We start from the raw sequence: 13,724 nt of genomic DNA on the forward strand, positions 1-13,724 counted from the left end.
TGCTATGACGCGCACCATGCCGCGTCCCGTCAACAGTTCCGCAAAGGTAGAGCCTCGACGATCCGACCACGACGTCGACCTCGTCGTCATCGGCGGCGGCGTGAACGGGACCGGCGTCGCCCGCGACGCGTCGATGCGCGGCCTCCGGGTCGCGCTGATCGAACGCAACGACCTCGCCTTCGGCGCGAGCGGCAACAACAGCGGCCTCATTCACGGCGGCCCGCGGTACATGCTGAACGACCCGAACGTGACGGCGACCTCGTGCCGCGACTCGGGCTACATCCAGCGCATCGCGCCGCACATGCTGCACCGCGTCCCGTTCTTGATGCCCGTCGAGAACAAGGGCCGCGCGAAGATCATGTTCGCCCTCATCGACGCCTTCTTCGAGGCGTACGACCGCTACCAGCCGCTCAAGCGCGGCAAAAAGCACGCGGTGCTCACGGCCGAGGAGATGCAGCAGCTCGAACCGGGGCTGCGCGGCAACATCGTCGGCGGCATCAGCTTCGACGAATGGGGCATCGACGGCGCGCGGCTCTGCGCGGCGAACGCCGTGGACGCGGGCGAGCGCGGCGCGCGCATCCTCGTTGGCTGCACGGTCGAGCGCATCGAGCGGCGCGAGGACACGGGCGAGGTCGTCGCCGTCCACTACCGCGATCGGCGCAGGGGCGGCACGGGCAAGCTCCGCACGGGCACGGTCATCAACGCGACGGGCGCGTGGGCCCCGATCACCGCCTCGCTCGGCCGCATCGCGCCGACGCGCGCGCGCGTCCGCCCCGGCAAGGGCATCCACATCGTCTACGACCGGCGGCTCTTGAACTACGCCGTCGCCGCGCAGACCATCGACGACCGACAGATCTTCGTCGCGCCCTGGCAGAACATGACGATCGTCGGCACGACCGACGACGACTTTTACGGCGACCTCGACGAGGTCCGCGCGACAAGCGAGGAGGTCCGCTACCTCGTGCAAGGCGTCGCGCGTGTCTTCCCGCAGATCCACACGGCGCGCGCGATCGGCACCTACGCCGGCGTGCGCCCCACGCTCTACGCCTACGGCCCGCACGAGGATCGTCTCTCGCGCGAGCACCAGATCATCGACCACGCGGCGCACGACGCGCCGGGCGTCTACTCGATGATCGGCGGTAAGCTCGCGAGCTACCGCATCTTCGCCGAGGAGATGACCGACGTTCTCGCGGCGCGCTTCGATATCGGCGCGCGCTGCGCCACGCACGAGCGCCCGCTGCCCGGCGGCGACAAGCCCGTCGACGCGATCGAGCTCGCCGCGCGCATGGAGATCGATCCGGTCGCGGCACGTCGCCTCGTCTTCCGTCACGGCTCCCGCTCGCTCCACATCGCTGAGCGTGTGCAAGAGCGGCCGCGCGAGGCGGCGATGGTCTGCGCATGCGAGCCGGTGATCGAGGCCGAGGTGCGGCACGTCGTGCGGACCGAATGGGCCCGCTCGGTCTCCGACGTCGCGCGCCGGACGCGGCTCGGCATGGGCGCGTGCGGCGGCATGCGATGCGCCGCGCGGTGCGGGCAGATCGTGGCGCAGGAGCTTGACCTCCCGCCGCGCGAGGGCCTCCAGCAAGCGGCGCGTTTCCTCGCGCGCCAGGCGCAGACACGCTCGGTCGCGCTCGGGCCCGAGCAGGCGCAGCAGGAAGCGCTGGCGATCGCGGCGGTCCGCGCCGAGCTCGGCGTCGACGTGCGCGACCTCGACGAAGGCGAGGCCGCGTGAGCCGCCGGGTCCTCGTCCTCGGCGCGGGCGCCGCCGGCCTCTCGGCTGCGTTTGCTGCGCGAAACAGCGGCGCCGACGTCGTCCTCGTCTCGGCCGGCGCGGGCGCGAGCTCGCTCGGCGGAGGCGCCGTCGACGACGTCCCCTGGGAAGAACGCATCCACGCCGCACGCGTGCTCGGCAGCCCCATCGAGCTCCACACGTTGCCTCCGGAGGTCGTCGCCTTCTCAAACGCGCTCGGCATCTGGGACCTCCCGGATCGGGCGCCGCCGCCGTTCGTCGCGACAATCGCGGGCCGGCTGCGCCCCGCGCGCGGCCGCGACAAGGGCCTGCTCGATCTCGGCGCGCTCCGTGGCAAACGTGTGCTTCTACCTCGCGCCCCGCGCGCCGGCTGGGACGCCGACGCCATCGCCGCGACGCTCTCCGACGACCCGCTCGCGCGCCGCACGGGCCTTCGCTTCGAGGCCATCGACGCGTCGATCCTGCGCTTCGCAGACGAGGCGCGCATCTCCGACGGCGACCTCGCGGCGCGGCACGACGATCCCGCGCGGCTCGGCTGGCTCGCCGAGCGCCTGCGCGAAGCGCTCACGTCTGACGCGCGGCTTCACCCGGACGAACCCGCCTCCGCCGTGCTGCTCGGTTCCTGGCTCGGCGCACGCGCGGCCCGCGCGGACGAGCTCTCCGAGCGTGTTGGTGTCTCCGTCGGCGAAGCGCTCGTCGGCGTGGGCTCCGCTGCGGGCCTGCGCTTCGATGCCGTGCAACGCAAGTTCCTCGACACGCTCGGCGTACAGCGCATCGTCGATCGCGCTGTGTCGATCGTCCGCGACGGCGATCGGCTCCACCTCACGCGTGCGCGCGACACCACGAAGATCGTCGCGGATGCCGCTGTGATCGCGATGGGCGGCGTCGCGGGCGGCGGCATCGTCTACGAGCCGCCCGAGCATGGAGCCGGCGAGGATCTCCCTGCGCGTGGAGCCATCCCCTTCGCGCTCTCGATCGACGCGCCCGTCGTGCTCGCGCTCGCGCGAGGCCCGCTCGACGTCGTCGCCTCCATGCACGGCCCCGAGCTCGATCAAACCGCGTGGCCCAAGGACGCCGCGCCCTCCACGCTCGAGGCCGTCGGCATCCACGCGCCCGGCGGCCGCGCCGCGCCTTTCCTCTTCGCCGCGGGCGACGTCCTCGCGGCTCGCCCGCGCACCCTGCTCGAAGCCGTCGCCTCGGGCCTGCGCGCGGGCCACGCCGCTGCTCGACCGGCCTAACGCGGCGCCGCGCCGAGCTTCTCGATCAGCATCTTGTAGCCCGTCGCCAGCACGAAATCGGACCCCTTCGTCGGATCCGCCGGCACGTCACGCGCCGGCCCCGTATCGTCCGCGGTGGCCCGCACGATCGGCCCGCGCGCCACGTTCGTGTTCGCCGTCCCGCCTCCTGCTTCGGCGGGCAGATGCCCGTCGAGATCGCTCTCGCGCACCAACTCGCCCGGTTGCAGCGGCCGGTTCGCCTCGACGCGCACATCGGGCTGGATCCCTTGCGCCTGGATCGATCGACCGCTCGGCGTGTAGTACCGCATCGTTGTCAGCCGCATCCCTGCGCCGCCCGGCAGATCGAAAATCGTCTGCACGCTCCCTTTGCCGAACGTCGACGACCCGATCACCGACGCGCGCCGGTTGTCCTGGAGCGCGCCTGCGACGAGCTCCGACGAGCTCGCGGAGTACTCGTTCACGAGCGTCACGATCGGCAAGTTCGCGAGCGCGCCGCCGCCGTTTGCCTTCACCTCGTCGATCACCTTGCCTCGATGCCGCGTCGTGTAGATGACGCCCGTGTCGAGCATCTCGTCGGCGATGGCCTCGGCCTCGTCGACGAGCCCGCCGGGGTTGTTGCGCATGTCGAGCAGCACGCCGCGCAGCGGCCGCGTACTCTCCGCGCGGAGCTTCGCCGTCACGCGCAAGAGCTCCTCGTGCGTCCCGGCCTGAAATTGCCGCAGCTTCAGATACGCCACGTCGCTGTCGAGCCGCTTGCCCACCACGCTCGCCACGTGGATCTCCTCGCGCGCGAGGTCGAGCTGGATCGCCTCCGAGACACCTTGCCGACGCAGCGTGATGCGCACGCGTGATCCTGCGGGACCACGCATCAGCCCGATGATCTTCTCGAGCCGCTCGCCGCGCACGGGCTTGCCCTCGATCGCCACGATCTCGTCGCCTGGCTTCATGCCGGCGCGTGCAGCGGGCGAGCCTTCCATCGGCGCGAGCACCATCACGCGCTCGTCGCGGAAGTCGACCTCGACGCCGATGCCGCCGAATTTCCCCTCGGTGTCGCTCTGGAAGAGCGCGTACTCCTGCGGGGTCATGTACGCCGAGTGGGGATCGAGCTCGGCTACCATCCCCTTGATCGCACCCTCGACGATTTTATTTCGCTGGGCTGGATCGACGTAGTGGTTCTCGACGAGCACGAGGACCCAGGAGAGCTGGTCGAAGGGGTCGTACGGGCTACTCGACTGGTTCCTCGCGTGTACGGCCTGGCTCGTCACCGCGCCGCCGGCGAAGGCGGCAAGCACGAGGCCGGCGGTCCGGAGCCATCGGGGAGCGGACATGCGCATGCTCCGACCATAGCAGCCCGCGGCCTGGATCACGGGCCTGGCAGACGGAGCCAGAAGCCGGGCGAGGGGCCCCCGTTCGTGGCGCGCCCCCGCCTGAGTAAGCAAAATCCTGGCGTGCCAGGGAGAAGCTCGTCCCAAGCAACGGCGCGTTGCTTTGTCCAACCGGCCATGTTCGGTTATGTTCGCGCGCCTGAACGTGGCTCGGGGCGCTCATCGGGGAGACCGTCGAGGGCACGGCCCGCGCCTGGCGTGGGGCCTTCCTCTCGGCGATCCCTCGCTCCCGGCCACGGGCCTCGGGCACATCACACCTTCGCGCTCCTCGTCGGACTCACGGATGTCGTGCGTAGTCCGACCGTGGCGGGACCCGCCCAGGGCGCCCTCCCTTCGTTTCACGCACCAGCGAGCCAGCCAAGATGGGCAAACCGACGGATCGTGAGCTCGTGGAGCAGGCACGCGCCGGGAACGCGCAAGCGTTCGGGACGCTCGTGCAGCGTTACCAGCGGCGCATCTTCCGCCTCGCGTTCCACCTCGTGCGTACAGGCGCGGAGGCGGAGGACGTGACGCAAGAGACGTTCGTCCGAGCCTACCAGGCGCTCGACCGCTTCGACGGCCGCAGTGAGCCCTTCACCTGGCTCTACCGCATCGCCGTCAACCTCTCGCTCAACACCATCCGCGCTCGCAAGACGAAGCGCGACGCGGTGCCCGCGGACGACCCGCGCATCGAGCCGCTCCTCGCGGAGCACCGCTCGTCGCACGGCTCGGATCCGGCGCGGATCGCGCAGGATCGTCAGCTCACGAAGGCGCTGTGCGAGGGCATCGACAAGCTGTCGGACACGCTCCGGACCACGCTGGTCCTCGTGTGCATCGACGGCATGGGCCACGAAGAGGCCGCGCGGGTGCTCGATTGTCCCGAGGGCACGGTCGCGTGGCGCGTGCACGAAGCGCGGCGCAAGCTGCGCGAGCACCTTGAAAAGCAAGGGTTTGGAGGGGACGCGGCATGAGCCCCCAAGACAAGACCGACAAGACCGATCTCGGTGCCAAGGTCGACAAGCTCCTCGGTACCTGGCCTGCGCCGCCTCTCGACGACGCGGCCTGGGAAGAACGAGCGGCTTCGATCGTCGCGGCTGCGCAAGCCGCTCCCCGCGCGGACGACGCGGCGCTCACGGCGCTGCTCGCGCCGCCATCGCTCTCGCCCGAGGCGGGAGAGGCAGAACGCTTGGTTGCTTTGGAGGGCCCCGCGCGGCCTGTCCTTTCAGGAGAAAGAACGATGTCTCAGCAGGATTCGAACCCCGGGTCGTCGTCGGTCAAGCCCCCGGAGAGCATGCCGACGAGCGCCGCGACCTCGAAGCGTCCTTCGCTCAAGGAGCTCGCCGCGCGGGCCAGTCAAGCGGGTGCGTCCCGCCCGAGCATCCCGGGCCCGAGCTCGATCCCGCCGGCAGCCATCAGCAGGCCGCCGTCGGAGGTGCCGCCTGCGCCCGTCTCGCGCACGCCGCTGCCCTCCGCACCGCCTCCGAGGCCCTCGGAAGTGGGCAAGGAAGATTCGGGCGTCGTCGACCTGAACCTCATCAACAAGACGGCCACGGCCGAGCAGATCGCAGCGGCGGAAAAGGCCAAGCCCGCGACACACGACCTCGCGTTCGAGGGCGACGAGAAGGTCGCTGCGGCACGCCCGGGCAACGTGACGAACCTCGGCGAGGCGCGCGAGAAGAAGGCCGAAAAGAAGGGCGGCGGCGCGACGTGGGGCATCCTCGTCGCGGTCGTCGGCATCGCCGCGGGCGTCGCGATCGTCATGCGTGGTCAGCCGGCGAAGCAGGACACGACCACGGCGAACGTCGGGCAGGACAAACCCCAGGTCGCAGCCGAGGCGCCGAAGGCTGTCGAGCAGAAGATCGCCGAGGCGCCGCCGCCGGCGTCGACGGGTTTGTCGCTGGACTCCTTGCCGACGGAGCCCTCGGCGGACGCGCAGAAGCCCGCGCAACCGACGGGCGGCGGCGCTGCGGCCGATTCGAAGGTCGCCGCGGTCGCGCCTCCTGTGGGCGGCACGGACACGCCGCCGGCGGCGACGGCGCCTGCCGGTCCGGCCCCGACGATCGGCGCGAAGCCCGGCGATCTTGCAGGCGCGATGGCGCAGGCCGTGGGTGGTTCGAACGAGAAAAACGACGCGACCGGCGAGATGGTCCCGGCGGCCGGCGGCAACAAGGGCGGCAACCAGACGATCCCGGAGCAGCCGTCGCAGGGCTCGGTCGCGAGCGCGGTCGGCGCGGTGATGCCGGGCGCGAAGGCGTGCGTCGCGGGCGCAGACGACGTGTCTCGCGCGCAGATTACGTTCTCGTCGGGCGGCACCGTGACGAACGTCAGCGTGACGGGCTGGGCCGCGAGCAACGGGCAGAGCGGGTGCGTCAAGGCTGCGCTGAAGGGCGCGAACGTCGGCGCCTTCTCGAAGCCCTCCTTTACAGTCGGCGTGACGATCCGACCCTGAACGGCCGTACCGCGCCGGCCGGGCCCAGGCTTCGAGGTTCGGCTGGCGCGACGGATCGTGCGGAAAGCGTGTGTCTTGCCTTGACAGGCGGGACCCTCCGAATAGACTCCGCCCCCCCATGGTCTCCGCAACGCAGCAAAGCAGCCGCATCCGCAAGCGGAAGGCGCGGCGCGAAGGCACGGCCCGCAAGCGCGAGCTCCGCGCCCACGGCACGCCGAAGTTTCCGATCCACCTCGAGGGTTACGACCCGAACGCGCCCGATGCCCCCCGCACGGCGGCGAGCGCGGCAGCGAAGAAGTAGGGATTTGCTCCATGGCCAATCACGCATCTGCCGACAAGCGCAACCGCCAGCGCATCAAGAGGACGGCTCGTAACCGGGCCGCCAAGTCCGCCCTCCGCACCGAGCTGAAGAAGGCGCGCGCGAGCATCACGGCCACCCCCGCGGACGCCGCCAAGACCGTTCGTGAGGCCATCGGCGCGCTCGACGGCGCGGCGCACAAGGGCACGATCCCCCGCAAGCGCGCCTCGCGCCTGCAGGGCCGCCTCGCCCGCGCGTTGCACAAGGCCAGCAAGGCCGCGTAGCTGATCTCGGCCTCGGCCGAGTACGCATCGGACCGCTACACACCTCGAAGATTCGAGGCGTGCGGCGGTTTGTTGCATTTTGTCTCCGGAATCCGGCTCCCCTTCCCTCTCCCAGCAGGGGATTTTAGGGGCGTAGCTCGGCTTGTCCGAGCATCGCCCCCAAACGATGAGCGCGGGGTCGGGGGTGAGGGGCTTCGTTAATGCGCGTCGGCCCAGGTCGGCCCCGCGCCTGCGTCCACCACGAGCGGCACATCGAGCGGGAACACCGTCTCCATCACCTCGCGCACCTTCGCCTTCGCCTCCTCCACGCGCTCCGCCGGCACCTCAAACGTGAGCTCGTCGTGCACCGTCAGCACCATGCGCGCGCCCGGCACGACGGGTTCGCCGAGACGAACCATCGCGAGCTTCAAGAGATCCGCGCTCGAACCCTGGATCGGCGTGTTCTGCGCGATCCGCTCGGCGTACGCGCGGCGACCGCGATCGGAGCTGTGTACGTCCGGGACCATGCGTCGACGACCGAGCATCGTCTGCACGACCTGCGTATGCCGCGCCTCCGTCATCGTGCGCTCCATGAACTCGTGCACGCCGCGGTAGCGCTGGAAGTACGCGTTGATGAAGCGCGCGGCCTCGACACGCGGGATGTCGAGCCTCCTCGCGAGCGCGGCCTCGCCCATGCCGTAGATCACGCCGAAGTTGATGGTCTTGCTGCGCCGACGCATTTCGACCGTCACCTCCGCGGCCTCGACGCCGAAGATCTCCATCGCCGTGCGCGTGTGCACGTCCTGCCCCGTGCGGAAGGCGTCGACGAGCACCGGATCCTTCGACAGATGCGCGAGCACGCGTAGCTCGATCTGCGAGTAGTCGGCGGAGAGCACGACGAACCCCGGCGGCGCAACGAACGCGCGCCGGATGAGGCGGCCGAGCTCGGTCCGGATCGGGATGTTCTGCAGGTTCGGATCCTGCGACGAGAGGCGGCCCGTGGCCGCGACCGCCTGGCTCCAGCGCGTATGGATGCGCCCGGTCTCCGGGTGCACGAGCTTCGGCAGCGCGTCGACGTACGTGCCCTTGAGCTTCGCGATCGCGCGATGTTCAAGCACGATGCCCGGCAGCGGGTGATCCTCGGAGAGCTGCTCGAGCACGTCCGCGTCCGTCGAGCGGCCGGTCTTCGTCTTGCGCAGGCTGCGGAGTTTCAGCTCGTCGAAGAGGATCGTCTCGAGCTGCCGCGGCGACGCGAGGTTCCACTCCTTGCCGGCGGCGTCGTGCGCGCGTTTTTCGAGGACCGCGAGCTCTTTCGCCATCTCCTCGCCGAGCGAAGCGAGCGCCTTCGGATCGACGAGCACGCCCGTGTACTCCATCTGCGCGAGCACCGACGCGAGGGGCAGCTCGATCTTCGTGAAGAGGTCGCCGAGGTGCGCGGCTTCGAGGCGCGGCGTCTGCTGCTCGGCGAGTGTGAGAACGACCTCCGGGAAAGCCGCGGCGTACCCCGTCGCCTGCTCGATCTCGACGTCGTCGAGCGCGCGCTGCGCTTGCCCGCGCTTCTTCGGCGCGAGCTCCTCGAACGGCTGCATCTTCACGCCCGCGTCGCGCTCGGCCACGTCGCCGAGCTCGTGCGACGCTTCCGAGTCGAGCAAGTAACTCGCGAGCATCGTGTCGAACGTGACGCCGCGGAGCGAGAGGCCTTGGCGGCGCAAAAGGACGTCGACGAACTTCAGATCGTGGCCGAGCTTCGTGATCGCAGGGTCGCTCAGGATCGGTCCGAGCACCGCGGCGACGTCGGCCATGCCGAGCTGCGCGGGCACGCCGAGGTAGCGGTGGCCGATCGGCACGTAGATGCTCTGGCCACGCTCGTAGGCGAGCGCGAGGCCGCAGACGTGCGCGCGCATGGCCTCGCGTGAGGTCGCGTGGACCTCGATCGCGAGCTTGCCGGCCTTCTGCACCTCTGCGGCGAACGCAGCGAGCTCGTCGCGCGTGGCGATCGCGCGCCTGCTGCCGCCCACGGGCGCCGCGGCGGGCACGGCCTTGATGAAGCGCGTAAAGCCGAGCTCCGTGAAGAGAGCTCGGAGCCGCGCGACGTCCGCGCCGCCGTACCGGAGCGCCTCGAAGTCGAAGTCGACCGGCGCCTCCATATGCAAGCTGACGAGCTTCTGCGACAGACGCGCGTCCGCCTCGTGCTCGCGCAGGTTGTCGCGGATCTTCTGGCGCTTGACGCGGTCGAGACCCGCATAGATCCCGTCGAGCGTGGCGAACTCCTTCAAAAGGTCCGCGGCGGTCTTCACGCCGACGCCGGGCACGCCGGGCACGTTGTCGCTCGTGTCGCCCACAAGCGCGAGCAGGTCGCGGAGCTGCGTGGGCGGCACGCCGAACTTCTCCTCGACCTCGGTCGGGCCGTAGACCTTGTCGCGGCCGTCCCAGAGCACCACGCGGTCCGCGTCGACGAGCTGCATCAGGTCCTTGTCGCTGCTCACGATCACGACCCGCAGGCCCCGTTCCTTCGCGCGCGCGACCGCGACCGCGAGCAGATCGTCGGCCTCGAGGCCTTCGGCGATGTAGATCGGGATGCGGTACGCCTCGACGATCTCCTTGCAGCGCGCCATCTGCACGTGAAGGTCGGGCGGCGCCGGGGGGCGATGCGCCTTGTAGTTCTCGTCGAGATCGTCGCGGAACGTGCGCCCGGGCGAGTCCATCGCGACCGCGAGGAACGCCGGTTTGCGCTCGTCGACGAGCTTCGACAACATGCTCACGGTGCCGTAGGTGGCATGCGTGGGCTCGCCCGTGGGGCTCGTCAGGGGCGTCTGGATCGCGTGATACGCGCGGAAGACGTACCCCGACAGGTCGATGATGTAGAGGACATCGGACGCGCCCGGCGGCGGCAGCTCGGCCTTGCGGGTGACCATGGGGCGAGCATGTAGCACGGCCGCGAGGCGGATTGGTCGAGCAGCCGAGCGCTACCGCTCGATGCGCTCGCGCGTCACCGTCACATCAGCGTTGCCCTCGCCCTCGCGCGCGACCGACACCGTGACGCGTGATCCGGAGGGCCCGCGGAGCCTCTGGATCGCATCGGGGAGCGTCATCTCCAGGGCCGACACACCGTCGATGCGCAGGAGTCGATCCCCGCGCCGAAGCCCTGCTCTCGTGCCCGGCCCGTTCTCGACGAGCGACGAGATCACGATCCCGGTCGGCGTGGGCACGAGGATCGCGCCGATGCCCTCGAACTCGCTCTCGCTGCCGCCGTCGCCGCGCGATCGGAGCGTGATGTCCTCGCGGATGACCGATGCGCCGCGCGTGGTCAAACCCGGCACGATCCGGCTCTTGTAGCCGTCGCGCTCCACGCGCACCGAGAACGGCCCCGGCGGCACACCCACGAGCGAGAACGCGCCCTCCGCGTCCGTCGTGACGGGCGTCGCGATGTCGAAGCCTCCGCCGCCCGCCACCCCGTCGAGCCGCACCGTCGCCCCCGCGATGGGGCTCCGTGTCTCCTCGTCGCGCACCGTGCCCGAGAGCGTGGCCGTGCGCGGCAGCGCGATCCGCACGTTGCGCGCCGTTTGACCAACCTCGACCTCTACGGTCTCGCTCTTGCCCGGCGGATGCCCCTCCGCGCTCGCGCCGAGCACGTACTTCCCCGGCGGCAGTTTTTCCAAACGAAACGCGCCTGCCGGATCCTCCACCTTCTTCGGCCGGCCTCGCACGCCGATGTCGACGCCCTCGGTGTTCGGCAAGAAGAGCTCGATCGTGAGGCGATACGAAGTCACCGCCGCGCCTTGCTCATCGACGACCACGCCCTCGATCGCGCCGCCCTGGCCGAGCTTCACGATGTTGTCCTTGCCCGCCTCGACACGGACGCGCTCGGACGACGGATGCTGCGAGTGATGCGCGACGACCATGCACCCCGCGGCCTCCGCAGGCAGCCGGAAATGACCTTCCATGTCGGTCGTCGTCGTGAGCTGCGCGCTTCGATCGTCGCAGCCGACGGCCGCGCGCGGGACGGGTTGTCCCTCCGCGTCGAGCACGGTCCCGGTCACGTCGTCGTCGGCCGGCGGCTCGTCCTGCTTGGCGATCGCAGGCTTCGACGGCGCGCGTGGCGGCGCACTCGCCTCCGTCGTCTCCACGGTCGGCGCGAGGGTCGCAGCGGTGGCGCGCGGGCGCGGCGGTCTCGCGGGCGGCGCGCCGGGGCTCGGCAGCACGAGCCACACGAGGAGCGGCACGACCAGCAGCGCGACGAAGGTCGCGAGCGCGAACGACCAGGCGCGCCGGGGCTCGGTCACGGCTCGACGCCCGGCCCGGCGTCGGGCGAGGCGCTGCGGATGTCGTCGAGCTCGCCGGGCGACGTCTCGCCGGCGGGACCGAGCGCAGGCCCTTCGGGCTCCGCGGGCCACGGCGTCTCACTGGAAGAGCCGCCGCAGCCGAAGAGCGAGAGGACGCAGAGGACGAGGAGGGATCGCGAACGCATGCGCGGACTATAACCGAGCCGAGGGAGCCCGGCCGGCGGGGACGCTAGCGCGTTTCGGCGAGGTTCGTACGCGCGATCCAGGCGCAGATCGCCGCGTTCAGGACACACCACGCGACGAGCGCCACGCGGCCGAAGGGCCCGCCCGCGTCGCCGAGCGCGACGAGCGAGAGCAGGTACGCCCCCGTGCCCACGGAGAACCCCGCGATCGCCGGGCGCAGGCGCTTGATGCCGAAGCCCACCGCCGTGAGCGCGAAGGGGACGAGCGCGTTCGCGAGCGGCAGGAAGCGATGGAGCGAGACGCCGACGAGCAGATCGAGGTCCGCGATCGGGCGCGCAGCGACGTCGACCCAGAAGTCCGCGCGCGGCAGGAGCCACGGCGCGAAGAAGAGCAGGCCCGGGCCCGCGGCGAGCGCAGGCAGGAGGAAGTCGAGGCGCAGCGGGCTCTTCGCGTCCTTGTTCTTCTTGCGCGCCGCGCGCGCGACGAAGGCCGTCATGAGCACGAGCGCGACGAGGCGCGTGAACGCATGTTGCTTCGTCACGGACACGGCCGCCTCGGCCGCGTCGAGCACGCCCGCGCCGTAGAGGCGCTTTCCGCCGTCGGAGTTGTCGACCACGCGCGCGCTCTTCCGCAGCGCGTCCTCGACCGCGGCCGGATCGGTCACGCCGAGGCCCATCACGAGCGCGGCTGCGCCGGCGACGTGGGGCGAGGCCATCGACGTGCCGTTCCAGCCGGGGAACTGCTCGCACTTGTTGCGGCCCTTGTTGCACACCGTCTGCTGCACGACCTTCACGCCCGGCGCGGCGAGGTCCACGCCCTCGCCGCGCGACGAGAACGACGCGAGTTTGTCGCTCGGATCGGTCGCGCTCACGCCGATGACGCCGTCGGACGCGCCGGGGAACTGCACGCTGCCGCCGGTGTTGCCCGCGGCCGCGACGACCACCGCGCCCATGCTCGTCGCGTGGTCGATCGCCTTCTGCAGCACCTTCGCGTTGCGCGGGCCGCCGAGGCTCAGGTTGATCACGTGCGCGCCGTGATCGGCCGCCCAGCGGATGCCGTCGGCCACGTCCGCCGTCGTGCCCCAGCCGTTCTCGTTCAGCACCTTCACGGGCATGAGCCGCGCGCCGAACGCCACGCCCGACGCGCCGATCCCGTTGTTCGTCGACTGCGCGATCGTGCCAGCCACGTGCGTGCCGTGGCCCTGATCGTCGTTCGCGTGTTCGTTGCCCGTCACGAAGTTCCAGCCCTCGACGCACTCGGTCGCGGCGAGGTCGGTGCCCTTCATGAACGGGCCGTGGTCCTCGCAGGCGATGCCCGTGTCGACGACGGCGACGGTAACGCCGCGGCCGACCGAAAAATCCCACGCCCGCTGCGCGCCGATGCGCTCCATGTGCCACTGCTCGCCTGCGAGCGGGTCGTTCGGGACGAACGACGCACGCACGCGTGCGAGCGGCTCGGCGAACTCCACACGCGGATCGCGCGAGAGCCGGTCCAGCACGTTCGCCATGTCGCCTGTGGTCACCGTCGCGATCTGGATCTTCGTTGTTGGTTCGAGCTGCGTCGGCGTGAACGAGAGCCCGAAGTCCGCGGCGAGCGAGAGCAGCGAGGGCGCGTCGAGGTCGTCCCGAGCGTCCACCACGATCTGCCCCTGCACGTCCCAGCTCGTCTCGCCGAGATCGGAAGGCGTCGACAGGAACCCTTCCGTCGCGATGGCGACGGGCTCGTAGAGCGGACCGAGCCGATCAGCGTACGTCGAAGGGGCGCCACTCGCTCGCGAAGGATCCACGAGCGAGCGCTCGGTACCTTGGGCGCTCGCGGCGCTTACGGCAGCGACGAGCGCGGTCGCGACGAGCGCGGTCGGGAGAGCGGCAGGCGTTCGCATGACGTTATCCTAGC

11 protein-coding genes are annotated in these 13,724 nt (G+C 70.8%); 6 read left to right on the forward strand and 5 right to left on the reverse strand.

Annotation, left to right across the window (positions count from 1 at the left end; translation table 11 throughout):
* The first annotated feature begins 16 nt into the window (after nucleotides 1–16).
* Both POL67_RS49755 and POL67_RS49760 read left to right on the forward strand, forming a co-directional pair.
* Nucleotides 17–1,732 (forward strand): glycerol-3-phosphate dehydrogenase/oxidase, encoded by a 1,716-nt coding sequence (locus POL67_RS49755; RefSeq protein WP_271929451.1) that lies wholly within the window; start codon nucleotides 17–19, stop codon nucleotides 1,730–1,732.
* On the forward strand, nucleotides 1,729–2,988 hold the full coding sequence (locus POL67_RS49760) for an FAD-binding protein (RefSeq protein WP_271929453.1): 1,260 nt from the start codon (nucleotides 1,729–1,731) through the stop codon (nucleotides 2,986–2,988). Before POL67_RS49755 ends, POL67_RS49760 begins: the two co-directional genes overlap by 4 nt.
* On the opposite strand, the gene POL67_RS49765 is transcribed toward POL67_RS49760, so the two are convergent.
* Nucleotides 2,985–4,316 (reverse strand): S41 family peptidase, encoded by a 1,332-nt coding sequence (locus tag POL67_RS49765; RefSeq protein ID WP_271929456.1) that lies wholly within the window; start codon nucleotides 4,314–4,316, stop codon nucleotides 2,985–2,987. The two genes, POL67_RS49760 and POL67_RS49765, sit on opposite strands and share 4 nt — an antisense overlap.
* A 419-nt stretch (nucleotides 4,317–4,735) precedes the next feature.
* On the opposite strand from POL67_RS49765, the gene POL67_RS49770 reads away from it, so the two are divergent.
* The 4 genes from POL67_RS49770 (at nucleotide 4,736) to rpsT (ending at nucleotide 7,383) form a co-directional block, all read left to right on the forward strand.
* The gene (locus POL67_RS49770; RefSeq protein WP_271929459.1) at nucleotides 4,736–5,323 is read left to right on the forward strand and encodes an RNA polymerase sigma factor; all 588 of its coding nucleotides are present in this window, start codon (nucleotides 4,736–4,738) and stop codon (nucleotides 5,321–5,323) included.
* A complete protein-coding gene (locus POL67_RS49775; protein ID WP_271929462.1) occupies nucleotides 5,320–6,801 on the forward strand; it encodes a hypothetical protein in 1,482 nt (493 codons plus the stop codon). The genes POL67_RS49770 and POL67_RS49775 overlap by 4 nt, the downstream gene beginning before the upstream one ends.
* Before the next feature lie 118 nt (nucleotides 6,802–6,919).
* A complete protein-coding gene (locus tag POL67_RS49780; protein WP_136926983.1) occupies nucleotides 6,920–7,102 on the forward strand; it encodes a hypothetical protein in 183 nt (60 codons plus the stop codon).
* An 11-nt stretch (nucleotides 7,103–7,113) separates the two neighbouring features.
* Nucleotides 7,114–7,383, forward strand: a complete 270-nt coding sequence (gene rpsT / locus POL67_RS49785; RefSeq protein ID WP_271929464.1) for a 30S ribosomal protein S20 — start codon at nucleotides 7,114–7,116, stop codon at nucleotides 7,381–7,383.
* 197 nt (nucleotides 7,384–7,580) lie between these two features.
* Here rpsT and polA read toward each other — a convergent pair whose 3' ends face one another.
* From polA to POL67_RS49805, 4 genes are read right to left on the reverse strand one after another with little or no spacing between them, the layout of a single operon-like run.
* Nucleotides 7,581–10,277 (reverse strand): DNA polymerase I, encoded by a 2,697-nt coding sequence (gene polA / locus POL67_RS49790; protein WP_271929465.1) that lies wholly within the window; start codon nucleotides 10,275–10,277, stop codon nucleotides 7,581–7,583.
* A 51-nt stretch (nucleotides 10,278–10,328) separates the two neighbouring features.
* The gene (locus POL67_RS49795; RefSeq protein ID WP_271929468.1) at nucleotides 10,329–11,645 is read right to left on the reverse strand and encodes a carboxypeptidase regulatory-like domain-containing protein; all 1,317 of its coding nucleotides are present in this window, start codon (nucleotides 11,643–11,645) and stop codon (nucleotides 10,329–10,331) included.
* Entirely contained in the window at nucleotides 11,642–11,830 is a 189-nt protein-coding gene (locus tag POL67_RS49800) for a hypothetical protein (RefSeq protein WP_271929470.1), read from the reverse strand. The genes POL67_RS49795 and POL67_RS49800 overlap by 4 nt, the downstream gene beginning before the upstream one ends.
* A 44-nt stretch (nucleotides 11,831–11,874) precedes the next feature.
* On the reverse strand, nucleotides 11,875–13,710 hold the full coding sequence (locus POL67_RS49805) for a S8 family peptidase (RefSeq protein ID WP_271929472.1): 1,836 nt from the start codon (nucleotides 13,708–13,710) through the stop codon (nucleotides 11,875–11,877).
* Nucleotides 13,711–13,724: the final 14 nt, after the last annotated feature.

This window comes from Polyangium mundeleinium (assembly GCF_028369105.1).
GTDB classification, from domain to species: Bacteria; Myxococcota_A; Polyangia; order Polyangiales; family Polyangiaceae; genus Polyangium; species Polyangium mundeleinium.

Bases quoted from the DNA above. Each gene is read 5' to 3' on its own strand.
- POL67_RS49755 (WP_271929451.1), top strand. From the start codon at position 17: ATGCCGCGTCCCGTCAACAGTTCCGCAAAGGTAGAGCCTCGACGATCC.
- POL67_RS49765 (WP_271929456.1), bottom strand. From the start codon at position 4,316: ATGTCCGCTCCCCGATGGCTCCGGACCGCCGGCCTCGTGCTTGCCGCC.
- POL67_RS49770 (WP_271929459.1), top strand. From the start codon at position 4,736: ATGGGCAAACCGACGGATCGTGAGCTCGTGGAGCAGGCACGCGCCGGG.
- POL67_RS49775 (WP_271929462.1), top strand. From the start codon at position 5,320: ATGAGCCCCCAAGACAAGACCGACAAGACCGATCTCGGTGCCAAGGTC.
- POL67_RS49780 (WP_136926983.1), top strand. From the start codon at position 6,920: ATGGTCTCCGCAACGCAGCAAAGCAGCCGCATCCGCAAGCGGAAGGCG.
- rpsT (WP_271929464.1), top strand. From the start codon at position 7,114: ATGGCCAATCACGCATCTGCCGACAAGCGCAACCGCCAGCGCATCAAG.
- polA (WP_271929465.1), bottom strand. From the start codon at position 10,277: ATGGTCACCCGCAAGGCCGAGCTGCCGCCGCCGGGCGCGTCCGATGTC.
- POL67_RS49800 (WP_271929470.1), bottom strand. From the start codon at position 11,830: ATGCGTTCGCGATCCCTCCTCGTCCTCTGCGTCCTCTCGCTCTTCGGC.
- POL67_RS49805 (WP_271929472.1), bottom strand. From the start codon at position 13,710: ATGCGAACGCCTGCCGCTCTCCCGACCGCGCTCGTCGCGACCGCGCTC.